Source organism: Salegentibacter sp. Hel_I_6, assembly GCF_000745315.1.
GTDB lineage: Bacteria > Bacteroidota > Bacteroidia > Flavobacteriales > Flavobacteriaceae > Salegentibacter.
This window is the reverse complement of sequence record NZ_JQNQ01000001.1, coordinates 142,533-167,192: the sequence shown is the minus strand read 5'-3', so window position 1 is coordinate 167,192 and position 24,660 is coordinate 142,533. Positions and strand designations below refer to the sequence as shown.

Here is a 24,660-nt window from a genome sequence, read left to right as displayed (position 1 = left end):
ATTAGTTTTAAAAAATTATTTGTAAGCCTCCAGTAATTGTTTTCAACGTTCTAAAACTAGAGCCAGAAGAAGGAAACTCAGGATCCATTCCTTCATAAGGGGAAAGTGTGATTAGATTTTGTCCGTGAGTAAAAAGTCTCAATTGTTCAATGCCTATTTTATCTAGAAATTCTTCAGATAAATTATAGCCGAGAGAAATAGTTTTTAATCTAAGAAATGAAGCATCCTGGATAGGAAATAAAGAATTTTCTACAAAGTTAAATGCAGTATTTGCCTGTCTTGATTGAGAAATGGTCTGGTAATTACCTTCATTTTCTAAAGCAGGTAAAACCTTAGTCGATACATTCCGAGGCCTACCTGCATTAAAGACAGTAAACCGTCCTTTTTGTTTTACAAATTCCCATAAAAATTGAAATGAGAAATTTTTATAGGAGAAGGAGTTATTTATACCACCAAAAAAGTCTCGATTCAAATCCTGTATTATTGTTCGATCCTGATAATCAAAACTGCCGTCATCATTAACATCCCGTACTGTATAAAATCCAGTCTCAGGATCAAGTCCCGTATATTCATACAAAAGCGATATATTTAAAGGATGGCCAACTTTATAGGTATTGGCAAAAGATGATTGTTCCAGGTCGGGATAGTTTACCAATTCATTACGAGGAAAACTTATGTTAAAAGAAGTTTGCCATTGAAAATTGTCATTCCTGAAGTTTTCACTAGTAGCCTCAATTTCCCAGCCTGTATTTTCTACAGTGGCAGGGAGATTAGCCTGGACTGAGCTAAACCCTGTAATAGCCGGAAGAGGATAGCCGACCAGCTGGTTGTCAGATCGGTTTCTGTACCAACTTACACCTAATCTAAATTTATCTTCAAAAAAGCCAAGCTCTACAGCACCTTCAAGCTTTTTATTCTCCTCCCATGAATAATTGGGGTTTGCCAGTGTGGTAGGGTATAAACCTCCTGGTCCAACAGTAGCCTCGTAGGCATCAAGGTAACCATAATCACCAATCTGGTCATTTCCTGTGGTTCCAAAACTGCCTCGAAATTTACCAAAAGATAAGAACGGGAATGCTTTTTTTATAAATGGTTCATCAGAAAAAATCCATGCAGCTCCGATTGCACCAAAATTTGAAAAACGGTTGTCCGGACCAAATCGTGAAGAACCATCCCGACGCCCCGTTAAATTAATATAGTATTTGCGCTGCCAGTTGATACCTATGCGTGAAAACAAGGCACTGTATCTGTATTCTGTAGTTACACTTTCAGCATTTAGAATTCTTTCGGCAGCTGCTAAATTTCCAATGAGAATTTCAGAGGAATAACCACTTCCCTGAAACCTTATTCGATTACTGTTATTTTCCTGCAGTGTAGCACCTATAATAGATTCTATACTTAGTTTTCCTATGCTCGTATTATAGATAAGCTGCGGTTCTATAATCCAAGATTTCCTTTTGGTATATAGATGTGATGAACTATTGTCAATAGCTTCTGCCGGGTTATAAGAACGTCTCGGTAACTTTATGTTCTCTTTACTATCAAATGAAGTGTAACCTAAATTGGTTTTAAATCGTAAATTGGAAATAAGTTTATAAGATAAACTTAAGTTGGTGATAAGGTTATTTGTGGTAGTTACACTATTGTTGTAATTCCCTTCAAGTGGATTATCCAAACCGGCCAATGACCACTCTTCCCAGTTTAAAGTATTATCATCATTAAAAACTTCAGGTGCGTTGGGGGGCAGCCTTGAAATGGATGAAGTAAGATTTATATTCCCTACTAAATTATTAATATCTACCCCGTAATTAACCGAAAGGTTTAAATTGAATTTATCATCTTTTGACTGGTGATTAAGATTTAAATTACCGGTTACCTTTTGATAATCATAATCTCCTGGATAGACCGTACCCTGGGTAAAATAAGAACCACCTAATCTATAAGAAGTATATTCGTCTCCTCCTGAGAAAGTTAAATTGGCATTAGTGGTCTCCGATGTGCCCCCAAATAAAAAATCCTGCCAATCAGTGTACCGATCCTGGTCCCACAATAATAGATCATAAGCATTATTCTCCGTCGGTTCAACTTCATCATTCTCGAAAGCTCTTCTTCTTATTTCTAGATATTCTTGGGTGTTTAATAAATCCAATCGATTCGGGACAGTCGTTACACCGGTATAAAAATTTGCTTCGATGCCGGTGCCAATTCCTCTTCCTTTTTTGGTGGTGATTAAGATCACCCCGTTAGCCCCACGCGACCCGTATATAGCAGTAGCATCAGCATCCTTTAAAACTTCAATACTTTTTATATTGGAAACATTAAGGTTGTTGAGTGGGTCTAAACCAGCATTCCCTATTATAGTGTTAGTCTCTACGGGGATTGAATTAATAGGGACACCGTCAATAATATACAATGGGAAATTTCCTTCTTCTCGAAGGCTGTTTGTGCCCCTTATTCTAATGGTGGAAGCTGTCCCTGGATTACTGCCTCCGGGAGTAATCTCAACCCCAGCCATTCTCCCTTGCAAGGCTTGTATGGGGCTCACCACCGGCTGTAGTTCTATTTCCTCTGCGGTAACTCTTGAAATATTCCCTGTACGTTCCCTTTCAGTTGTGGTATAATAACCAGCATTAATTTTCACTTCACCAAGGGCAGAAACATCCTCCTCTAATTGAATACTAATTTCTTCGTTGTTATCTACCGGAATTTCTACAGTTTTAAAACCTATATAAGAAAAAACCAAAGTCCCATTGGCAGGGGCAGTAATACTATACTCGCCATCCAGGTTAGTTACTGTTCCTCTACTGGTATTTTTAACCGTTATAGTTACGCCTGGAATGGGAAGGCCGTTCTGATCTTGTACTACACCCACTACTGCTTGCTGCTGCAAGGGAAGGGGAGTAATGGTTGCTGCCTGTGCAGACTTTGATAGGAAGAAGAGTATCCCACCAAGAATAATTAGCGCCACCCATTTGAGGCGCGAGTAATTATTTTTCATAATTTTACGTGTGTTTTTAATGAAACATTGTTTTATTTAAGCTTAGGCCTTCCCCGCTCAGACTCCAATCTTAGGGGAAGGCTTTTTGGCTTAACACCTTTAACTAAGGCTAATTCATTTTTTCTTTACATAACAATTTTTTTCGCTAACTTAATGACCCTTTGCGTTAACACCTATTAACCCAAATCAAATTTTCCCAAAAGCCCACTATTTTATTCCCCCCATTGGGGGCTAGTGGGCTTGTCCCACCCAAAGCTGTTATAAATATTAGGGCACATAACAGCAACCCACGGGATTGTTTATAAGATTTCCTTGTTCCCGCAAACAAGAATTAGTGAATACAGTAATAGCTACTGTCAGCCATTATGGCCTAAAGGAAGTATTTTAATGTAAGCGAGACTTTATTATAAATTGAAGAAGATTACTTTGAAAATTAAGGCGAGTATAAACCAAAAAAAGCGTGGAGACTCAACTTATCAAGTAGAGGTACTGGTATACCTTGCAACGATAAGAGAGCCCACGCCTAGGTCGTGAGCATCCTTGCTTATCATCTCGTTGCTAAAAATTACCAGTTTTCTACTTGAGATTCAAAGCGAATGCTTCTAATATTTTATTTTAAGAAGTTCGCAAATATATTATAATGAAGTAAATATATAAAAATAAATATAGTAAGCCAAATGGTTTACTATATTTTTTCTTACTTTTTCGACATTGCCGTATATGGCTGAACTTACCGAAGAGAATATTATCCTTGCTAATAAAATAGCTACAAGAATTAAACAATTGCGTGAAGAAACAACAGGTCCTGTTCAAATGGATTTTGTTAGAAAGTATAATGTTGAAAAACAAATCATAAATCGTTGGGAAAGTCATATCAAAACCAATCCAAAAACTGGTGCTAAATCTGGTAGAGGTATTACTATTTATTCTATTCAAGAATTCTGTAATATTATCGGGATAAATCTTGTAGAATTTTTCGACAATGATTTATTCCGATAATCAATAATTTTTTAAACTACAATTTTTAATCATTTACAATTACCCGTAATCTCCTTTCCCTTTAATGTCTTATATTTGGGAAAACTGCGTTTATCCCGGCATATTTCTTATTAAAAAAATAAATTATTTGGGATATAACGAGTTGTGCTTAATATTGAAATCGTGCTAAAATTAAACTTTAATCCTACCGAAAAACATCTTGCTGATATTGAAAATTGGTTGATTGAGGAGTGGAATAATTCTGGAAGTGGATTCTACTCAAATTGGAGTATGATACCAAAAGCTTTTAGAGATAAACGATTAAATATTATAACGGAAAATGATTATGCAATCGGATTTGTAGTATTTAGAGCTTCTGACTTAGATGTAGAGATTGATATTGCAGAGATAAAACCATCGGAAAGAAAAAGAGGAATTGCGAAAAAGTTAATAGACGGAACTTTAGATATTTTAAAACAAAATGGAATTTTAGTTGCTAAATTATATTGTCAACCCGAAAATTCAGAGAAATTTTGGAAAAAAGTAGGTTTCAAAAATTTTCCAAAATTTATTGATGATTCACAAATTTATATGTTTAAACCACTTGTAGAAACTTTAAAATCGACTGAAAAGACAGATGGAAATTCGACAATTAAATTATGGAATTGCGGAACACATCAAGCTGACAAAAAAAATGAAAAGTGGATTTGGAATTTGAATTTCAAAGCAGATAATGAAACTTTAATACGACCAATAATTTTCCCTGTTTCAAGAGATTGGCATACGGAATTAACCCTAAATGGAGAAAAATTAAAATCAATTAAAGTTAAATATTTACGAATAGATTTATGCGACTATCCAGGATTTATGATAATTAGAAAAGTAAGTCAATAAAAAATACTAAGCACAATAACTAAGCGTTCGTGTGGCCGGAACGGCCGAACATGAACGCCCTGTTGACTAAACCGGTTCTTTGCCGGTCAGCCATATATGGGGATTAGTCTGTTTTTAGGAGGTAGTATTTGTCGGATAGTAAACCTAGCCTCTATGCAAGATATCGGCTTTTGGCTATTGACCTAAGGTCAAGCTGCTTTTTACTATGGTTTTTCCCTGGTACTTATAGGATTTAATACAATTTTGATCGTTTTGAGCCATAGGTTTCCTGTTACGCCCGGAAGGATCGTTTTTCATACTTATTTATTTGATTGTTTTCTTAGTTTTTCCATCCAGTATCCTGGTGGGCCTCGCGGGGTAAAGGTAGTAAGGGTCACCAATTTTCCTTTCTTGCATACCGGGCACAGGCGGTGTTGAAGTGGTTTACGCTCTGTGAGTTGTACTCGTCCCAGTCTTTTCTGTAGCTGGGTAAGTGTAATTTTTTTATGATAGGAACTCAAGATTCCATAATGCCGTATGCGAACAAATCCTTTGGGAAGTATGTGAAGCGCGAACCGCCTGATGAATTCTGCATCGGATAAACGCAACAAGGATTTTCTTCCCCCGTGGCGGTAGTCCTTTACAGCAAATATAACGCTTTCATTATCCAGGTTTTTAATTCTGTGGTTACTGATGGCGATCTTGTGGGTATAGCGACCGAGGTATTCCACCACCTGGGCTGGACCTAAAAAGGGTTGTTTACAATAAACTACCCAATCATTTTTAAAAAGGCTTTCGTAGAAGTCTTTGGATTGCGGTTCCAGTTCCTTGCGAAGGGAAGCCACAAAACGAGCCCTAAAAACGGTGCTCATAGCCTTAACCGGGAACAGGTATTTACCTTTGCTTTTTGCAGATTTCCATTGACCGCTTTGAGCAATACCACCCCCGGGAACAATACAGTGCAGGTGTGGGTGTAAAGAAAGGTTTTGCCCCCAGGTGTGCAGGATGGCGATCATCCCCGGTTTGGCACCCAGGAATTTATGGTTCGATGAAAAACCCTGAACCACCTGCCAGGCTAATTTGAAGAGTAGGCCATACATTTTTTTAGGTTCGTACAGGCATAGGCGGTTGAGCGCTGATGGCAATGTGAAGACCACGTGGAAGTAAGGCACGTTTAGGAGTTCTTCTTCCCGTGCCCGGATCCATTCCTCCTTTTTATGTCCCTGGCACTTGGGACAATGGCGGTTCCGGCAACTATTATAACTAAGATGGAGCCTATGGCAGGAAGGGTTGTTACAGCGGTCGATATGGCCACCCAGGGCAGCAGTGCGGCATTTACGCAAGGCGTGCAGGGTTCTTGCCTGCCAGCTGTTGTAACAGTATTTGGATAAAGATTCCGTGTTCCTTTCCAGTACCTGGGCCACCTCGTGAGCAGCAGGTTTCACGGCTACTCCTTGTAGAGCCGATCAAGCGGACTGAACGGCTTCTGCCTACCGAGTTGTGCCACGTGAAGGTAGGTGAGCGTGGTTTGGATATCTGCGTGTCCCAGTAAATCTTTGACACTGATAATATCCAATCCCATCTCCAAAAGGTGGGTGGCATAACTGTGCCGAAGGCTATGGGTAGTGATATCTTTCTGGATCCCGCTGTGTTTACGGGCTTCCCGAACGATCCATTGCACCCCCATGGCAGATAACTGGGCTGGATCACCTTTCCTGTCGTTGCCATTAAAACACCAGGTGGTAGGATGGTCTGCAGCGATATATTTTTTTAGGCCACGGATTTGCATCTGGGATAAAGGAACATAGCGGTCTTTTCTGCCTTTGCCCTGGCGGATGTGAAGCATCTTACGATCAAAATCCAGATCTTTGAGTTGCAAGCCACGAAGTTCGAAGCAGCGAAGGCCGCAGCCATAAAGCATTGCCAGTACCAACCGGTGTTTGAGAAGTTTGGGAGTTTTAAGCAGTTGTTTAATCTCGCTACGGCTTAACACCACCGGGAGTTTGTGGGGCCGTTCAATGGAAGGTAGCATGACCCGCATCGCTTTCATCCCGGAGATTCGATAGGCATAGCGAAGACCATAGACCGTATGCTTAAAGAAACTGTCCGATGGTGTTTTGTGCTGGGATTTTAGAAGGTGCAAGTAGTCCAAAACCTGTTCTTCATCGAGGTCCAGGGGACTACATTTAAAATGGAGGGACATATGCGCAAGGCAGCGGGCATAGTTGGTAAGGGTACTTTGGCTTTTGCCGGCGAGTGCTACGGAACGCTTTAATTTACGGTACAGCTGATCAAACTCGGGTACAGAATTACAGGCCCTTTCAATGAGGGTACTACTTTTTTTTCATAACTTTCAATGAATTAATTACACAATACCTAAAGGTAGTGAATAGTGATTTAGCGATCTCTTGAAGCTACCTTTAGGTTTAGTTCAACAATGTATAACCGCAATTACGGCGGATTCGACTACGTCCGAATCCACTCGGAATTGCTAACGCCAGTTCTTAACCGAAAATTATTAACTTTAAATCCGTAACTGACGGTTATACGAGACCGTTAGCTGCAACCAAAAAAAACATCCGCGAATGAATAGAGAAAGAATTACATTATCGTCAACGCATATTGACTTACACGGAATGAGAATGTCCAAAAAAGCTCTTGAAGATGCGGCAAAAATGGTAAATTCTGATAGAAATCCGAGAGTTGGACTTGAACACGATATGTCTTTTCCACCTTTAGGTCGCATAACTGATGCAGAAGTTATAAAAGGAAAGGATGGAGAATATTATTTAGTTGGTTACAGAGAATATTTTGACGAAAGAAAACAAACTACATTAAAAGATGGTTCCCTACTATACATTGAATATTTTAAAAATGGTGGTAAACCTTTTGCAGAGGCAAAACCAGATGTAGTTGATAAAATTCAAATAAATGCTGACCCTTCAAATTTTGAAAATAGAGAAGAAATGGAGGCTTTTGTGGATGACATTGAAAAAGCTTCTGGAATTGAATTTTCTAAACAACATTTATTAAGAAAGTCTCATATTCCAGACCCAGAAATGGTTATAAAATTAACTGGGATTTTGGCTGTAGGAATCGGAATAATTGCCAGTAAAGTAACTGAAAAGACTGGAGAAGCAATTGGAGAAGATGTTGCTAAATTTTATAAACTTGTCCGAGCAAGTGTTATTGGAATGGTTCAAAGAGCAATTCCAAAATTACGACCTATCACATTTATATTTGAAATTCACGAAGAAAGCGTAATAATCGAATTGCTAATTAAATCAAATAATCCTGATTTTGTAGTTGGTGCATTTAATAAAAGTAAAGTTGACTCAATTAAACAAAAAGTCGAAACCTCAAAAAACATTTTTGGAGCAGAGAAAATACAATTTATGTTTAACGAAAAAGAAGAATGGGAATTAACTTATATGCTAACTGACAAAGGGGAAACTATTGGAACGAAAAAATCATTCGACAGAAGAGATGTTGCTTTCCAAGAATTAGTAGATAAAATGATTGAAAGGAATAATAACTCGGAAAATGGCAGCAGCTAATCGAGTAGACGGCTCCGCCGTTAATTGACGGAGTGCGCCTCTCACACCACCATACGTACGGGTCTCGTATACGGCGGTTCGATAATGAAACTTATCGATTATAGTATTCGATTAAACCAACATAACCTTTCATTTTTAAGCGTTTTATGGTAATAGTGGTACGCAAGATAGGACTCTGGGCTACAGCCCAGCCGCCCATTCGGGTGCGACTCCAGGCATAGGCTTGATCTGGATTAATACCCAATCGAATAAGGTTTTTCCGTTTTCGTTCGGGCTTTTTCCAGTGATGCCAGATGCAATACCGTAAACGATTCCTTAGCCATTCTTCCAGCTTCTTAAGCTTTCCCTGAATGGATGCCGGTTTAAAGTAATTGATCCAGCCCCTTAACAATAAGTTGATGCTGTGGATACGTTCTTCAAAGCTTGCAGGAATTGTCTTTTTGGTAATATATTTAAGTTTTGACTTAAATATTTCCCATTTTGACGCTTCTGCCACAAGCTGGTATTTGGCCTTTTCTCCTTTCTTGTAGGTTGGTACAAAACCAAATCCCAATACCTTAAAGGTTAAAGGTTTACGTATGCCACTTTTCTCCCTATTGATTGGAAGCCGGAGTTTGTCCCGGAGAAATTTGTAGATACTATTACCTACGCGTTTCGCAGCGGGTTTACTTCGAACGTAAATACTAAAATCATCGGCATATCTTACATAGCGGTGTCCTCGCTTTTCCAGTTCTTTATCCAGCTCATTGAGCAGAATATTGGAGAGCAAAGGACTTAAGGGAGAACCTTGCGGGACTCCTTTCCTGCGTTTATGCAACTTGTCGTTAATTTGTATCGGAGCTCTTAAAAATGACCGCAATAACTTTAAAGTAGCCCGGCATTTTACCTTTTTGAATATCAAGTCTAACAGTACATCGTGGGCCACTTCATCAAAGAAGCTCTTTAAATCAATATCGACGATGTTTTGGTAGCCAGAATTGATATTTTCAAGGCTCTGTGCAACGGCTTGATGGGCATTGCGGTTTGGTCTGAATCCATAACTATAATTTTGAAAGGCTGGCTCAAATACTGGTTGCAAAACCTGATGTAATGCTTGCTGAAATACCCTGTCGACAACCGTGGGAATACCGAGTAAACGTTTCTTCCCGTTGCTTTTTGGTATTTCAACTCCCAGTATTGGAGCCACCTGATATTCCCCTCGTTCTATCTGCCGGGCGTATTGTTTACCGTGAGCTTTTAGAATAGATTGGAGTCCTGTTATTTGGACGTTATCTATACCTGCTGCTCCTTTGTTGCGATACACCTGACGGAAGGCTTGGTTTAGGTTCTTTTTACTTGTTAATTCTTTAATCATTAATACTAAAACAAATTTGTTGTCTCGCTTGATCGAAGGCTATTATTCTACCGGAAGGCTATCCGTAACATAAAATAACTCCAAGGTTCATTAAAGACCATTATCGTTCAGTCCTTCACCGGCTTATCAGGTGACCGGCTACTATGACTTCGGCTGACTTCTCCATCAAGCCATCCCGTGGCTATGGAGATCTCCCCAGGTAAGAACATCTTCTTTCCCCTGATTCCTGCCGGATCTACTACTTCGGTATTCATTTCGAAAGAAATGTTTAGGACATCACAATGATGTGCTTGCTCATCCAACCTTGTAGCCTCATATCCGGTTCCTGTTCGTCAGCACCAGGGTTTGTAGTCCCGCTTCCTTCAGTCCCAACTTCGCAGTTGGCAACCTTGCGGCTTACTAATGGTTCAAGGCGTCACCCCTGCCCATAAGGGACTTGCACCCTTTAGATTAATCTTTTACCTTTCGGTAAAAGAAAAGATGCCCATGCTGGGCACACACACCGTATATAGCTCATAGCTTGGCAGTTGCTTAATTCAAAGTTAAGGCATATTTGGAAAGTCGCCAAATTTTTAAATTTGACGATTTCCAATAAAAAGATAAATAGTAAAATTTAAAAATCTGGCTTGTACTCAATCTGAAAATAATTTTCTAATTTGCACGCTACAAGCCATATACAAGACAGTTAGCTTTAATGCTCTTAAAGTTTAATCAAAAGTAAATTGTAAATTGGAATATGCTTAAAAAAAGTTTGATCATATTCTTCTTATTTGCATTCAACAACGGAATTGCTCAGTTACCTTTTAGTGATCCTACAAAGGAAAAAAATCAATCAGAACAAAATGGTATCACTAGGATTATTGACAGTTTAGGTTATGCATATTTCGATATAACCGATCAATTAATTACTGAAGAATTAGATAATAATTTTGAATCAAGTAAACTTCAATTGCTTTTATTCGAAATGTATAAAGTTTCCGAAAATATATTTGAATCCGTTTCAGGAAATAAAATAGCACCTAAGTCCTTTACAATAAGTACAACATTCAATGAGCTTAGAGAAAGCACTTTGCTTAAATTAAAAAGATCTAGCCAAAGATCTTTAGAAAACAAGGATATTCTTCTTTACTTAGATTTCAATAATTTCATTCAAAATATAAATTATGCCAGGGGTTTTTATCTTGAAATTATTGATTATCGACGCACATTAGGGAGACCCTATATTTCACGAATTTCTTCTATAAACACTGAATTAAATTCCGTCAAAAATTTTGAAGAAAATCGGGGGGCAGATGGTCTGACTGATAAACAATGGTTAAAAATCATGGCGGGAGGCGGTGGTGCCGGAGCAGCAGACTTACTAAGATCAACAAACAGAATTAATCAAAAAGCCTGGATAAAGGAAAAAAAGCGAAATCGCGCTACTATAGAGGTTGGAGAAATTGAAAACATTGAGAGTTTTTCAAATATTTTGAACGGTGATGTTTATTTATATAATGATTTTGCTCCAGAACAATTATCCTTTCTTTATACACCAGATAATGAAATTGTGGAAGGTTTAACTAGATGGATATTGTATGTTAATTCGGGTAATCACATTAAAATATCTCAAATATTCAGAGTAGGTGCTAACTGGACATTTAAGGATGCAGAAGGTGAACTGTATAGAGAAATAGTAGAGGAAAGTGAGAATAAAATTAGATTAGAGTTCTCAAGTGAATTTTTAAATGATGAAGGATTTTCAAATTTTATGATTGAAAATGTGAAACTAGAAAAAAATGAAATAACATTTTTTAGTAGAATCATTGAAAAAAATAAAATAATTAAAGAATTGACACCCATATTCACAATTACGAATATTAAAGGAAATTTACTAGATAAAATTAAAATGAATATTAATCAAATGAGAAACGGAGTAAATTCATATAATGAATCATTAATGAATTTAAACAGATACTAGAGATAAATTTATCTGCTATCGCACTAAAGCTAACACCGCTTCATCGCAAATATGCGGTATTCGAAAAAAATCGATAACTTAGAACTCCAAATAACAAAACAATAAGCCGACAACTCCGTGTGCTAAATTCCGCACACTTGCGATAAGCGAACCCGTTGGGCATCATTTTGACCCATAGCATCCAAATTAGAATTCTTGTTTGATGAAAGAAAAATTAAAAGAACATATTGAAAATTTAATATCTCTTACTGATGATGAGTTCTCACTTGTTATATCACATTTCTCATTTGAAAAATTTAAAAAAAATGATTTTATTATTCAAGAAGGAGAAAATGTAAAGAATTGTTATTTAGTTGTTACTGGGCTTTTAAAATTAGTTTACGATGACAAAAACGCAAAACAACATATTGTGTCATTTGCAATGGAAGACTGGTGGGAAAGTGATTTTTCAGCTTATTTCTCACAAACTAAAGCTAAAATGTCTTTACAATGCATTGAAGACACTGTAGTATTTTCCTTAAGTTTTAAAAATTATCAAAAATTATCAGCTGAATCACCCAAAATGAAACAATTCTTTCTGGAAAAATCTAACTCAGGACATATTGCTTCACAAAATAGAATTTTATCTTTTTTAACATCAAATGCTAAAGAAAGGTATGAACAACTTCTTAAACAATATCCTTTATTATTTCAACGAGTTCCCAAAATTCTTTTAGCTTCTTATTTAGGTGTTTCGCGTGAGACACTTAGTCGTCTTTCCTCTTAATATTTAAACTTCTTTATAATTGTGATGTATGTCACGCTCGATTAATGCTATTATTCAAATATTTGTAGTGTAAAAACAAAATTACAATTATGAGAAATAAAATATTAGCAATTATATTATTAACTATTGTGTCAACTGTGTCAACATTAGCGCAAAATAAAAAAGAAGAAAAAATGGAAAAACGAATAATTAATCCGTGGAAATGGCAAAATGAAAGAAGTTATGTACAAGCCGTTGAAGTTACAAAGCCAGAAGGCACACTCTATATTTCTGGGCAAACAGCAATAGATGATGATGGGAAATCAAGCACTTCCGATATGAAAGCCCAATTAATTCAATCTATAGAAAATTTGGAAAGAGTTATAAAGGAAGCTGGATATGAATGTAAAAATATTGTGAGATTAAACATTTATACAACTTCATCTGAAGAGCTATTTACTTGTTTTGATGTTTTTCAAAATTGGGTAGCTGAACATAACATAAAACAGGCAAGTACTGTATTGGAAGTAAGAAGTCTTTTTGAAACATTAAAAATAGAATTAGAAGTTACGGTAGTAAAATAGTGTTTGATTAAGGTATTAAAAATTAAAAAAACGAATGCCCAATCGAGTAGACGGCTCCGCCGTTAATTGACGGAGTGCGCCTCTCACACCACCATACGTACGGGTCTCGTATACGGCGGTTCGATAATGAAACTTATCGATTATAGTATTCGATTAAACCAACATAACCTTTCATTTTTAAGCGTTTTATGGTAATAGTGGTACGCAAGATAGGACTCTGGGCTACAGCCCAGCCGCCCATTCGGGTGCGACTCCAGGCATAGGCTTGATCTGGATTAATACCCAATCGAATAAGGTTTTTCCGTTTTCGTTCGGGCTTTTTCCAGTGATGCCAGATGCAATACCGTAAACGATTCCTTAGCCATTCTTCCAGCTTCTTAAGCTTTCCCTGAATGGATGCCGGTTTAAAGTAATTGATCCAGCCCCTTAACAATAAGTTGATGCTGTGGATACGTTCTTCAAAGCTTGCAGGAATTGTCTTTTTGGTAATATATTTAAGTTTTGACTTAAATATTTCCCATTTTGACGCTTCTGCCACAAGCTGGTATTTGGCCTTTTCTCCTTTCTTGTAGGTTGGTACAAAACCAAATCCCAATACCTTAAAGGTTAAAGGTTTACGTATGCCACTTTTCTCCCTATTGATTGGAAGCCGGAGTTTGTCCCGGAGAAATTTGTAGATACTATTACCTACGCGTTTCGCAGCGGGTTTACTTCGAACGTAAATACTAAAATCATCGGCATATCTTACATAGCGGTGTCCTCGCTTTTCCAGTTCTTTATCCAGCTCATTGAGCAGAATATTGGAGAGCAAAGGACTTAAGGGAGAACCTTGCGGGACTCCTTTCCTGCGTTTATGCAACTTGTCGTTAATTTGTATCGGAGCTCTTAAAAATGACCGCAATAACTTTAAAGTAGCCCGGCATTTTACCTTTTTGAATATCAAGTCTAACAGTACATCGTGGGCCACTTCATCAAAGAAGCTCTTTAAATCAATATCGACGATGTTTTGGTAGCCAGAATTGATATTTTCAAGGCTCTGTGCAACGGCTTGATGGGCATTGCGGTTTGGTCTGAATCCATAACTATAATTTTGAAAGGCTGGCTCAAATACTGGTTGCAAAACCTGATGTAATGCTTGCTGAAATACCCTGTCGACAACCGTGGGAATACCGAGTAAACGTTTCTTCCCGTTGCTTTTTGGTATTTCAACTCCCAGTATTGGAGCCACCTGATATTCCCCTCGTTCTATCTGCCGGGCGTATTGTTTACCGTGAGCTTTTAGAATAGATTGGAGTCCTGTTATTTGGACGTTATCTATACCTGCTGCTCCTTTGTTGCGATACACCTGACGGAAGGCTTGGTTTAGGTTCTTTTTACTTGTTAATTCTTTAATCATTAATACTAAAACAAATTTGTTGTCTCGCTTGATCGAAGGCTATTATTCTACCGGAAGGCTATCCGTAACATAAAATAACTCCAAGGTTCATTAAAGACCATTATCGTTCAGTCCTTCACCGGCTTATCAGGTGACCGGCTACTATGACTTCGGCTGACTTCTCCATCAAGCCATCCCGTGGCTATGGAGATCTCCCCAGGTAAGAACATCTTCTTTCCCCTGATTCCTGCCGGATCTACTACTTCGGTATTCATTTCGAAAGAAATGTTTAGGACATCACAATGATGTGCTTGCTCATCCAACCTTGTAGCCTCATATCCGGTTCCTGTTCGTCAGCACCAGGGTTTGTAGTCCCGCTTCCTTCAGTCCCAACTTCGCAGTTGGCAACCTTGCGGCTTACTAATGGTTCAAGGCGTCACCCCTGCCCATAAGGGACTTGCACCCTTTAGATTAATCTTTTACCTTTCGGTAAAAGAAAAGATGCCCATGCTGGGCACACACAATGTATAAAAGCAATAGCGGTTCGGTTGCAAACTTGAACTGCTATTGTGTTTAATTTAGTATATTGTTATCCGAAAAGCAAGAGTGTTTTAATCCGCTACTGCTCTTATACTAGACCGTTATGCGCAAGCTGAAAAAATCCGTGCTTAATATCAAACATAAGTAATTATCAGATTTGGCTTGTGAATAGCATCATCTGACTACATAAGTTTATAATCGTTATTTAACCTTTGTGGCTAACACAATATTAAATAAAATGAAAATAACACTTACAAGTTCACTAGGGAACATCGGAAAAACACTTGCCGAAAATCTTATCAAAAACGGTCACGAAGTAACTATTATAAGCCACTCGTTAGAGCGAAAGGCGGAAATTGAAAATATAAATGGTAAACCACTAATAGGTTCTTTACAAGATACAGAGTTTTTAGTTTCGGCATTTTCTGGAGCAGATGCTGTTTTCTTAATGAACCCACCTGATTACTCACAACCTGATATTAGAGAATATTACAGACAAATAAGTACGAACTTCGCGAAAGCAATTGAAAAAACAAGAGTTTACAGAGTTGTACTTTTAAGTAGTTTCGGAGCTCATCTAAATTACGGGACAGGCTCAATATTAGGTTCTCATTTTTCAGAAGAAATCATTAAACAAGTACCGAAAATAAATTTGACAATTTTAAGACCGACTTATTTTTATTATAATCTCAACAATTATGTTGATATGATAAAATATACAGGTCAAATTTTAGCTAACTATGGTTCTACTAAATTTCCACTTGTTTCACCAAAAGACATTGCAGAGATTGCTACCCAAGAATTGGAAAACAATAAAAGTGAATTGTTTAAATATATAGCAAGTTCAGAACACACAGGACAGGAAATTGCAACTACATTAGGTAAAGCAATTGGGATATCAGATTTGAAGTGGACAATAGTCTCAGATGAAGACGTAAAAAAAGGAATGCAACAAAGTGGAATACCTGCTAATATAGCTAGTCTATTTACTGAAATGTATCACAGTCTTGAAAATGGCAGACTCACTGAAAATTACAACAATAATAAACCATCTAAAATGGGTAGAGAAAGTCTTTCAGATTTTGCAAATGAATTTGCTACATTGTATAATAAATAAACATCATAAATGTTAAGAGAAATTGTTCATATTAATAGTATTAACGAATACCATAAAGTTAATAACCTTTCAAAACCACTACATCCGTTAGTGAGTGTCATTAATTTTGCAGATGTTAAACATAAAGCTGGTACTTCTTTAAATGTTACACACGGTTTTTATTGCATCGCATTAAAACGTTTGTATGATGGTAAAATGAAGTATGGACAACAAGAATATGACTTTGACGAAGGCGTTTTAGCATTTGTTGCACCTAATCAAGTAATGTCTATTGAAGTTGAAAACGCTAGCAAACTAAATCATTCTGGGTGGTTGCTTATCTTCCATCCAGATTTTTTGTGGAACACAGCTTTAGCTAACAAAATTAAAACGTATGACTTTTTTGAATATCAATTAAAAGAAGCGCTTCATCTTTCAGAAAAAGAAGAAAAAATGCTTATTCGAATTATGGAAGATATTCATCAAGAATACAACTCAAATATTGATAATTTTAGTCAAGACGTTATTATTTCTAATTTAGAGCTATTACTAACGTATTCAAGGCGTTTTTATCAACGTCAATTTATCACTCGTAAAAAGTCTAATCATACAATTTTAGAACATTTTGAATTTGTATTAAATGACTTGTTAAGTGACGAAGAGTTGGCATTAAATGGATTACCAACTGTCGAAAAAATAGCTAATAAACTAAATATCTCGCCAAATTATTTAACTAGGCTTTTAAAAACAATCACAGGAAAAAGTACAAAATCATTTATACACGAGAAAATAATACAATTAGCTAAAGAAAAGCTATCAATTACCGAGCTGTCCGTTAATGAAATAGCTTACGAATTGGGTTTTGAACATCCACAATCTTTTGGGAAATTATTCAAGAAAAAAACAGAAATGACACCATTAGAATTTAGAAAAAGCTATAATTGAATTTGGTTAGACAAATTGAACGTAGAAAGCCAGCGCATAACAACGTATATAGCTCATAGCTAATTAGTTGCTTAATCGAAGTTAAGGCGTATTTGGAAAGTCGCCAAATTTTTAAATTTGACGATTTCCAATAAAAAAGATAAATAGTAAAATTTAAAAATCTGGCTTGTGCTCAACCGAAAAATAATCGCTAATTTGCACGCTACGAGCCATATACAAACTCGTTGGCAAACATTTTAAAAGCAACCAATTGGCTATTATTGCATCTACATATAAACACTTATAATTTATGAAACGTATTTTACTAATCTTAATGATAATTCCAACTTTAATAAGTTGTTCAAAAAATGATGATTCCAATTCAGACAATGAAATTGTTGGAAATTGGAAATTAATGCGAGCTGAGTTCTATGGATTCGAGGGAGAAAATTCAATAAATTATTCAGATAAAGATATTATCTACAATTTTAAATCAAATGGAACTCTAAAAGTTACTGGAGAAGAAAATGCTGGTTATCCAAGTGGTGAATATGAATATTTCTTTGGAAAAGATTATTTAGGTGGTAATACAAATGACCCGAAAACTTTATTGGTAAAAATAAACACCTCTAAATGGATATATAACTTTATAGATGGAGAAATGATACTAGGTCAATCTTACGTTGACGGACCAAATTTAGTTTTTAAGAAAGAGTAGGTGATTAAAACGTTTGCCAATCGAGTAGACGGCTCCGCCGTTAATTGACGGAGTGCGCCTCTCACACCACCATACGTACGGGTCTCGTATACGGCGGTTCGATAATGAAACTTATCGATTATAGTATTCGATTAAACCAACATAACCTTTCATTTTTAAGCGTTTTATGGTAATAGTGGTACGCAAGATAGGACTCTGGGCTACAGCCCAGCCGCCCATTCGGGTGCGACTCCAGGCATAGGCTTGATCTGGATTAATACCCAATCGAATAAGGTTTTTCCGTTTTCGTTCGGGCTTTTTCCAGTGATGCCAGATGCAATACCGTAAACGATTCCTTAGCCATTCTTCCAGCTTCTTAAGCTTTCCCTGAATGGATGCCGGTTTAAAGTAATTGATCCAGCCCCTTAACAATAAGTTGATGCTGTGGATACGTTCTTCAAAGCTTGCAGGAATTGTCTTTTTGGTAATATATTTAAGTTTTGACTTAAATATTTCCCATTTTGACGCTTCTGCCACAAGCTGGTATTTGGCCTTTTCTCCTTTCTTGTAGGTTGGTACAAAACCAAATCCCAATACCTTAAAGGTTAAAGGTTTACGTATGCCACTTTTCTCCCTATTGATTGGAAGCCGGAGTTTGTCCCGGAGAAATTTGTAGATACTATTACCTACGCGTTTCGCAGCGGGTTTACTTCGAACGTAAATACTAAAATCATCGGCATATCTTACATAGCGGTGTCCTCGCTTTTCCAGTTCTTTATCCAGCTCATTGAGCAGAATATTGGAGAGCAAAGGACTTAAGGGAGAACCTTGCGGGACTCCTTTCCTGCGTTTATGCAACTTGTCGTTAATTTGTATCGGAGCTCTTAAAAATGACCGCAATAACTTTAAAGTAGCCCGGCATTTTACCTTTTTGAATATCAAGTCTAACAGTACATCGTGGGCCACTTCATCAAAGAAGCTCTTTAAATCAATATCGACGATGTTTTGGTAGCCAGAATTGATATTTTCAAGGCTCTGTGCAACGGCTTGATGGGCATTGCGGTTTGGTCTGAATCCATAACTATAATTTTGAAAGGCTGGCTCAAATACTGGTTGCAAAACCTGATGTAATGCTTGCTGAAATACCCTGTCGACAACCGTGGGAATACCGAGTAAACGTTTCTTCCCGTTGCTTTTTGGTATTTCAACTCCCAGTATTGGAGCCACCTGATATTCCCCTCGTTCTATCTGCCGGGCGTATTGTTTACCGTGAGCTTTTAGAATAGATTGGAGTCCTGTTATTTGGACGTTATCTATACCTGCTGCTCCTTTGTTGCGATACACCTGACGGAAGGCTTGGTTTAGGTTCTTTTTACTTGTTAATTCTTTAATCATTAATACTAAAACAAATTTGTTGTCTCGCTTGATCGAAGGCTATTATTCTACCGGAAGGCTATCCGTAACATAAAATAACTCCAAGGTTCATTAAAGACCATTATCGTTCAGTCCTTCACCGGCTTATCAGGTGACCGGCTACTATGACTTCGGCTGACTTCTCCATCAAGCCATCCCGTGGCTATGGAGATCTCCCCAGGTAAGAACATCTTCTTTCCCCTGATTCCTGCCGGATCTACTACTTCGGTATTCATTTCGAAAGAAATGTTTAGGACATCACAATGATGTGCTTGCTCATCCAACCTTGTAGCCTCATATCCGGTTCCTGTTCGTCAGCACCAGGGTTTGTAGTCCCGCTTCCTTCAGTCCCAACTTCGCAGTTGGCAACCTTGCGGCTTACTAATGGTTCAAGGCGTCACCCCTGCCCATAAGGGACTTGCACCCTTTAGATTAATCTTTTACCTTTCGGTAAAAGAAAAGATGCCCATGCTGGGCACACACATCGGTTCACCGCAAATAACGGGTTATATCGAAAAAGTGTAATTTTAGAAATCAGGAAAGAAAATGGTTAAGCCGACAAGTCCGCATCCCAACTCCCGCAACTTGCGGTAACCGTAACCGTTGGCAACAATTATTTAGAAAGCATCCGATTATTATTATATTGCAGAAGAATTCGAACAAAGATTAATGGAGACAGTTACTATTGATGAAAAACCATATATCACTGGTTTTCATACTCAATACTGCACAGATGAAAAGCTAACACTACCTGAAAGGTGTAAATCAATAAATTCTTGGTTAGGAATTGGATACTACTTTTGGACAGACATAACGTTTGCACATTATTGGGGTGAAGATTTTAAAAAGAAAGAAACTGGCTATTATGACATTTATAAAGCTAATTTAGATACTTCTCAATGTTTGAATTGTACATTTGATGCAGATCACTATTTCTTTTTTAAAGAATGTGTTGAAAACGCAATTCAAAGATTTAAAGATGCTGATAAAACTGTAACTCTTCAAAGGGTTCACGACTTTTTAAGAGATAAGTTTTGGACAAAATTAGGTGTTACCGGTATTATCTATGATGATCTTCCTACTAATCCTAATAGAAGGCCTAATAGAAAGTATTCTGTCGTAGAATATGAAGAAAATAGTAAGCTAAAATTCTTCTATTATCATAAGAGAATCCAAATAGTAATATTTAATAAAAATAATATTCATAATTTTGTCCTACATTTAGACAAACTAAACTAAGATGTTGAACATAGAAGAACTAAGAAAAGGTTTTAATTCAATCCTAGACTCTTTATCAGATAAAGATATTTCGGAGTGGTTAACTTTTGCCGAAGAAAGAGAAAGGGATGAACGTCTTAAAAAAGGTCAAAAGGTTTTTATTAAACTCAATGAGTTTAATGTTGTTAAACAATCAAATGACAAACAAGAACTTATTGACGTAGAAAAACATTCAAATAATATAAACTTTCCCACAGCAGCGTAATAATGCAAATCCGTTTAGGTAGAATACAGTTTACTAATTTAGACTATCAAGTAGATACTTATGATCCAGAGGTAACTCACGAATTAGAAACTTCCTTTGGCATTGGAAGTAGTTTTGCTTCAGATAACAACAAGGCATTTGCAGTTAATTTCGATATTAAATTGAAAAGTGCTGATGATAAGTTTCGCTTAAATCTTAAGGCTACAGCCCACTTTAGTACAGAAGAAGATATAGATGATGATTTTCAAAAATCATCCTTTGTATCAATCAATGCTCCTGCAATTGCTTTCCCGTATGTTCGTACCTATATATCAAACTTAACATTGAATAGTGGCTACGATCCTATTATACTTCCTTCAATAAATTTTGTACAGTTAGCTTCTCAAAAGGATCAAGAAGATCAATCAAATCAACAAGAGAATTCTTTATAACTGTTGCCAATAACTAAGCGTTCGTGTGGCCGGAACGGCCGAACATGAACGCCCTGTTGACTAAACCGGTTCTTTGCCGGTCAGCCATATATGGGGATTAGTCTGTTTTTAGGAGGTAGTATTTGTCGGATAGTAAACCTAGCCTCTATGCAAGATATCGGCTTTTGGCTATTGACCTAAGGTCAAGCTGCTTTTTACTATGGTTTTTCCCTGGTACTTATAGGATTTAATACAATTTTGATCGTTTTGAGCCATAGGTTTCCTGTTACGCCCGGAAGGATCGTTTTTCATACTTATTTATTTGATTGTTTTCTTAGTTTTTCCATCCAGTATCCTGGTGGGCCTCGCGGGGTAAAGGTAGTAAGGGTCACCAATTTTCCTTTCTTGCATACCGGGCACAGGCGGTGTTGAAGTGGTTTACGCTCTGTGAGTTGTACTCGTCCCAGTCTTTTCTGTAGCTGGGTAAGTGTAATTTTTTTATGATAGGAACTCAAGATTCCATAATGCCGTATGCGAACAAATCCTTTGGGAAGTATGTGAAGCGCGAACCGCCTGATGAATTCTGCATCGGATAAACGCAACAAGGATTTTCTTCCCCCGTGGCGGTAGTCCTTTACAGCAAATATAACGCTTTCATTATCCAGGTTTTTAATTCTGTGGTTACTGATGGCGATCTTGTGGGTATAGCGACCGAGGTATTCCACCACCTGGGCTGGACCTAAAAAGGGTTGTTTACAATAAACTACCCAATCATTTTTAAAAAGGCTTTCGTAGAAGTCTTTGGATTGCGGTTCCAGTTCCTTGCGAAGGGAAGCCACAAAACGAGCCCTAAAAACGGTGCTCATAGCCTTAACCGGGAACAGGTATTTACCTTTGCTTTTTGCAGATTTCCATTGACCGCTTTGAGCAATACCACCCCCGGGAACAATACAGTGCAGGTGTGGGTGTAAAGAAAGGTTTTGCCCCCAGGTGTGCAGGATGGCGATCATCCCCGGTTTGGCACCCAGGAATTTATGGTTCGATGAAAAACCCTGAACCACCTGCCAGGCTAATTTGAAGAGTAGGCCATACATTTTTTTAGGTTCGTACAGGCATAGGCGGTTGAGCGCTGATGGCAATGTGAAGACCACGTGGAAGTAAGGCACGTTTAGGAGTTCTTCTTCCCGTGCCCGGATCCATTCCTCCTTTTTATGTCCCTGGCACTTGGGACAATGGCGGTTCCGGCAACTATTATAACTAAGATGGAGCCTATGGCAGGAAGGGTTGTTACAGCGGTCGATATGGCCACCCAGGGCAGCAGTGCGGCATTTACGCAAGGCGTGCAGGGTTCTTGCCTGCCAGCTGTTGTAACAGTATTTGGATAAAGATTCCGTGTTCCTTTCCAGTACCTGGGCCACCTCGTGAGCAGCAGGTTTCACGGCTACTCCTTGTAGAGCCGATCAAGCGGACTGAACGGCTTCTGCCTACCGAGTTGTGCCACGTGAAGGTAGGTGAGCGTGGTTTGGATATCTGCGTGTCCCAGTAAATCTTTGACACTGATAATATCCAATCCCATCTCCAAAAGGTGGGTGGCATAACTGTGCCGAAGGCTATGGGTAGTGATATCTTTCTGGATCCCGCTGTGTTTACGGGCTTCCCGAACGATCCATTGCACCCCCATGGCAGATAACTGGGCTGGATCACCTTTCCTGTCGTTGCCATTAAAACACCAGGTGGTAGGATGGTCTGCAGCGATATATTTTTTTAGGCCACGGATTTGCATCTGGGATAAAGGAACATAGCGGTCTTTTCTGCCTTTGCCCTGGCGGATGTGAAGCATCTTACGATCAAAATCCAGATCTTTGAGTTGCAAGCCACGAAGTTCGAAGCAGCGAAGGCCGCAGCCATAAAGCATTGCCAGTACCAACCGGTGTTTGAGAAGTTTGGGAGTTTTAAGCAGTTGTTTAATCTCGCTACGGCTTAACACCACCGGGAGTTTGTGGGGCCGTTCAATGGAAGGTAGCATGACCCGCATCGCTTTCATCCCGGAGATTCGATAGGCATAGCGAAGACCATAGACCGTATGCTTAAAGAAACTGTCCGATGGTGTTTTGTGCTGGGATTTTAGAAGGTGCAAGTAGTCCAAAACCTGTTCTTCATCGAGGTCCAGGGGACTACATTTAAAATGGAGGGACATATGCGCAAGGCAGCGGGCATAGTTGGTAAGGGTACTTTGGCTTTTGCCGGCGAGTGCTACGGAACGCTTTAATTTACGGTACAGCTGATCAAACTCGGGTACAGAATTACAGGCCCTTTCAATGAGGGTACTACTTTTTTTTCATAACTTTCAATGAATTAATTACACAATACCTAAAGGTAGTGAATAGTGATTTAGCGATCTCTTGAAGCTACCTTTAGGTTTAGTTCAACAAAGAACTAAGCTAACTTCCAAGCATTTTATCCTAATCTTGACGCATAATTTTCATCGTATGGTAAACCTGATGTAGCCACAGCAAATGCCTGTTTTAATAGTTTATTACATACAGCAATAAGCGCAAGCTTCTTACTTTTACCCTTGGCTATTATTCGTTCATAGATATCCCTACAGGCTTTATTGTGTTTGCAGGCTGTAAAACTGCACATAAAGAGTAGATTTCTAAGTTTTGGATTTCCTATTTTACTGATCCTACTCTTACCTCGTACACTAGATCCAGAGGCACGGATGGTTGGCGTAATTCCAGCATAGCAGCATAATTGACTTGCGTCCTCAAAGCTGGTAAAACCATGGGTTAACACTATTAACATTATGGCTGTTTTATTACCCAATCCAGGTATACTTTTTAGAAGCGTCAGTTGTTTTTGCTGATCATCCTTAACAATCTCTGTTAATCTGGACTCCAAAGTTTTTATCTCATTTTGCAATACTTTAAGCGATCGGTTGAGCGAGTGATAAACTACTTTTGAAGGTTTACCAAGTACCTTTTCTCCATGAAGTTTATTCTTTAAAGCGGTACTCTGCTTTGTATAGATAGCTATTAAACGAAGTATTTGCAGAGCCTCGGCCTGACTCTTGTCTCTTGCTGTGTACAAAGGAACTTCATTGGTGCTAGCATATTCACATATCGCTTTGGCATCAGACTTATCAGTCTTAATTTTTGATAATTTCATCTGGATAAAACGCTTCACAGACAAAGGGTTTACTACCGAGACCTTGATCCCCTTCTCATAAAGAAATTGTGCTAACCTATAATGGTAATATCCCGTAGCTTCCATAACCACCAGATCTTCTTTTATTAAAATCTTTAAAAAACTTTTAAAGCCTGAGACATTATTTTTGAATTGAAAATGTTCTCCCGTGGAGTTGACCACATCAAATACTCCTTTACTGATGTCTACTCCATAAATTTGATTATTTTTATTCATAAGAAATTGATTAAGAAAGGACACCTACTTTGGTTTTCATCGACTTAAAAACGAGATCCACGTCTCATAGAACTAAACGAAATTAAAGTAGAAAAGAGAGGGGATTATCAATGTTGACGGAATCTTAAGTTCCTACGGTTCATATAACCTTACTCCTCTCTTTTGTTCTTTCTGGTTAACTATCAAAATTTAGAGAATTTAAACTTAAGTCGGTTCATCGCAAATAACGGGTAGTTATCTGAAAATTGTT

At 37.9% G+C, this 24,660-nt stretch carries 23 protein-coding genes; 12 read left to right on the top strand and 11 right to left on the bottom strand.

Annotated elements, in window-relative coordinates; all coding sequences use genetic code 11:
• Nucleotides 1–7 precede the first annotated feature (7 nt).
• Entirely contained in the window at nucleotides 8–2,998 is a 2,991-nt protein-coding gene (locus tag FG27_RS00700) for a SusC/RagA family TonB-linked outer membrane protein (RefSeq protein ID WP_037314225.1), read from the bottom strand.
• A gap of 720 nt (nucleotides 2,999–3,718) precedes the next feature.
• Here FG27_RS00700 and FG27_RS00695 point away from each other — a divergent pair.
• Nucleotides 3,719–3,997 (top strand): hypothetical protein, encoded by a 279-nt coding sequence (locus FG27_RS00695; protein WP_037314222.1) that lies wholly within the window; start codon nucleotides 3,719–3,721, stop codon nucleotides 3,995–3,997.
• Between the two features lie 162 nt (nucleotides 3,998–4,159).
• Nucleotides 4,160–4,870, top strand: a complete 711-nt coding sequence (locus FG27_RS00690; protein WP_156101171.1) for an N-acetyltransferase — start codon at nucleotides 4,160–4,162, stop codon at nucleotides 4,868–4,870.
• 174 nt (nucleotides 4,871–5,044) lie between these two features.
• Here the strand turns inward: FG27_RS00690 and FG27_RS19500 are convergent, their stop codons facing one another.
• Genes FG27_RS19500 through FG27_RS00680 form a run of 3 tightly spaced genes read right to left on the bottom strand, consistent with a single transcriptional unit; the run spans nucleotide 5,045 to nucleotide 7,001 of the window.
• Entirely contained in the window at nucleotides 5,045–5,167 is a 123-nt protein-coding gene (locus tag FG27_RS19500; protein ID WP_255351501.1) for a hypothetical protein, read from the bottom strand.
• Nucleotides 5,168–5,169: 2 nt separating this feature from the next.
• Nucleotides 5,170–6,294 (bottom strand): IS91 family transposase, encoded by a 1,125-nt coding sequence (locus tag FG27_RS00685; protein ID WP_037314187.1) that lies wholly within the window; start codon nucleotides 6,292–6,294, stop codon nucleotides 5,170–5,172.
• Between the two features lie 2 nt (nucleotides 6,295–6,296).
• Nucleotides 6,297–7,001, bottom strand: a complete 705-nt coding sequence (locus FG27_RS00680; protein ID WP_369794080.1) for a tyrosine-type recombinase/integrase — start codon at nucleotides 6,999–7,001, stop codon at nucleotides 6,297–6,299.
• Nucleotides 7,002–7,434: 433 nt separating this feature from the next.
• On the opposite strand from FG27_RS00680, the gene FG27_RS00675 reads away from it, so the two are divergent.
• Nucleotides 7,435–8,406: a hypothetical protein gene (locus FG27_RS00675; protein ID WP_156101170.1), complete on the top strand. Its 972-nt coding sequence runs from the start codon at nucleotides 7,435–7,437 to the stop codon at nucleotides 8,404–8,406.
• Between the two features lie 91 nt (nucleotides 8,407–8,497).
• On the opposite strand, the gene ltrA (FG27_RS00670) is transcribed toward FG27_RS00675, so the two are convergent.
• Nucleotides 8,498–9,760 carry a group II intron reverse transcriptase/maturase gene (gene ltrA, locus FG27_RS00670; RefSeq protein WP_037314197.1) on the bottom strand — a complete coding sequence of 421 codons (1,263 nt, stop codon included), beginning with the start codon at nucleotides 9,758–9,760 and terminating at the stop codon, nucleotides 8,498–8,500.
• Nucleotides 9,761–10,496: 736 nt separating this feature from the next.
• Between ltrA (FG27_RS00670) and FG27_RS00665 the strand changes: the two genes are divergently transcribed.
• From FG27_RS00665 to FG27_RS00655, 3 genes are all read left to right on the top strand, one after another.
• Entirely contained in the window at nucleotides 10,497–11,720 is a 1,224-nt protein-coding gene (locus FG27_RS00665; RefSeq protein ID WP_037314212.1) for a hypothetical protein, read from the top strand.
• A gap of 202 nt (nucleotides 11,721–11,922) precedes the next feature.
• Entirely contained in the window at nucleotides 11,923–12,486 is a 564-nt protein-coding gene (locus tag FG27_RS00660) for a Crp/Fnr family transcriptional regulator (protein WP_037314208.1), read from the top strand.
• 173 nt (nucleotides 12,487–12,659) lie between these two features.
• Nucleotides 12,660–13,049, top strand: coding sequence for a RidA family protein (locus FG27_RS00655; RefSeq protein ID WP_037321860.1), 390 nt, complete (start codon nucleotides 12,660–12,662; stop codon nucleotides 13,047–13,049).
• 133 nt (nucleotides 13,050–13,182) lie between these two features.
• Here the strand turns inward: FG27_RS00655 and ltrA (FG27_RS00650) are convergent, their stop codons facing one another.
• Entirely contained in the window at nucleotides 13,183–14,445 is a 1,263-nt protein-coding gene (ltrA, locus tag FG27_RS00650; RefSeq protein WP_037314197.1) for a group II intron reverse transcriptase/maturase, read from the bottom strand.
• A 757-nt stretch (nucleotides 14,446–15,202) separates the two neighbouring features.
• Here ltrA (FG27_RS00650) and FG27_RS00645 point away from each other — a divergent pair.
• The 3 genes from FG27_RS00645 (at nucleotide 15,203) to FG27_RS00635 (ending at nucleotide 17,702) form a co-directional block, all read left to right on the top strand.
• The gene (locus tag FG27_RS00645; protein ID WP_037314205.1) at nucleotides 15,203–16,081 is read left to right on the top strand and encodes an NAD(P)H-binding protein; all 879 of its coding nucleotides are present in this window, start codon (nucleotides 15,203–15,205) and stop codon (nucleotides 16,079–16,081) included.
• Between the two features lie 9 nt (nucleotides 16,082–16,090).
• Entirely contained in the window at nucleotides 16,091–17,005 is a 915-nt protein-coding gene (locus tag FG27_RS00640) for an AraC family transcriptional regulator (protein ID WP_037314203.1), read from the top strand.
• 289 nt (nucleotides 17,006–17,294) lie between these two features.
• The gene (locus FG27_RS00635) at nucleotides 17,295–17,702 is read left to right on the top strand and encodes a hypothetical protein (RefSeq protein WP_156101169.1); all 408 of its coding nucleotides are present in this window, start codon (nucleotides 17,295–17,297) and stop codon (nucleotides 17,700–17,702) included.
• Nucleotides 17,703–17,813: 111 nt separating this feature from the next.
• Here the strand turns inward: FG27_RS00635 and ltrA (FG27_RS00630) are convergent, their stop codons facing one another.
• Nucleotides 17,814–19,076, bottom strand: a complete 1,263-nt coding sequence (ltrA, locus tag FG27_RS00630) for a group II intron reverse transcriptase/maturase (RefSeq protein WP_037314197.1) — start codon at nucleotides 19,074–19,076, stop codon at nucleotides 17,814–17,816.
• Between the two features lie 687 nt (nucleotides 19,077–19,763).
• Between ltrA (FG27_RS00630) and FG27_RS00625 the strand changes: the two genes are divergently transcribed.
• From FG27_RS00625 to FG27_RS00615, 3 genes are read left to right on the top strand one after another with little or no spacing between them, the layout of a single operon-like run.
• Nucleotides 19,764–20,333: a hypothetical protein gene (locus FG27_RS00625; RefSeq protein WP_037314195.1), complete on the top strand. Its 570-nt coding sequence runs from the start codon at nucleotides 19,764–19,766 to the stop codon at nucleotides 20,331–20,333.
• Nucleotide 20,334: 1 nt separating this feature from the next.
• Nucleotides 20,335–20,577: a hypothetical protein gene (locus tag FG27_RS00620; RefSeq protein WP_037314192.1), complete on the top strand. Its 243-nt coding sequence runs from the start codon at nucleotides 20,335–20,337 to the stop codon at nucleotides 20,575–20,577.
• A 2-nt stretch (nucleotides 20,578–20,579) separates the two neighbouring features.
• A complete protein-coding gene (locus FG27_RS00615) occupies nucleotides 20,580–21,008 on the top strand; it encodes a protein-export chaperone SecB (RefSeq protein ID WP_037314190.1) in 429 nt (142 codons plus the stop codon).
• Nucleotides 21,009–21,176: 168 nt separating this feature from the next.
• Here FG27_RS00615 and FG27_RS19495 read toward each other — a convergent pair whose 3' ends face one another.
• From FG27_RS19495 to FG27_RS00600, 4 genes are all read right to left on the bottom strand, one after another.
• A complete protein-coding gene (locus tag FG27_RS19495) occupies nucleotides 21,177–21,299 on the bottom strand; it encodes a hypothetical protein (protein ID WP_255351501.1) in 123 nt (40 codons plus the stop codon).
• Between the two features lie 2 nt (nucleotides 21,300–21,301).
• On the bottom strand, nucleotides 21,302–22,426 hold the full coding sequence (locus tag FG27_RS00610; protein ID WP_037314187.1) for an IS91 family transposase: 1,125 nt from the start codon (nucleotides 22,424–22,426) through the stop codon (nucleotides 21,302–21,304).
• Nucleotides 22,427–22,428: 2 nt separating this feature from the next.
• Nucleotides 22,429–23,133, bottom strand: a complete 705-nt coding sequence (locus FG27_RS00605; protein WP_369794080.1) for a tyrosine-type recombinase/integrase — start codon at nucleotides 23,131–23,133, stop codon at nucleotides 22,429–22,431.
• Between the two features lie 311 nt (nucleotides 23,134–23,444).
• Nucleotides 23,445–24,410, bottom strand: coding sequence for an IS110 family transposase (locus FG27_RS00600; protein WP_037321858.1), 966 nt, complete (start codon nucleotides 24,408–24,410; stop codon nucleotides 23,445–23,447).
• Nucleotides 24,411–24,660 lie beyond the last annotated feature (250 nt).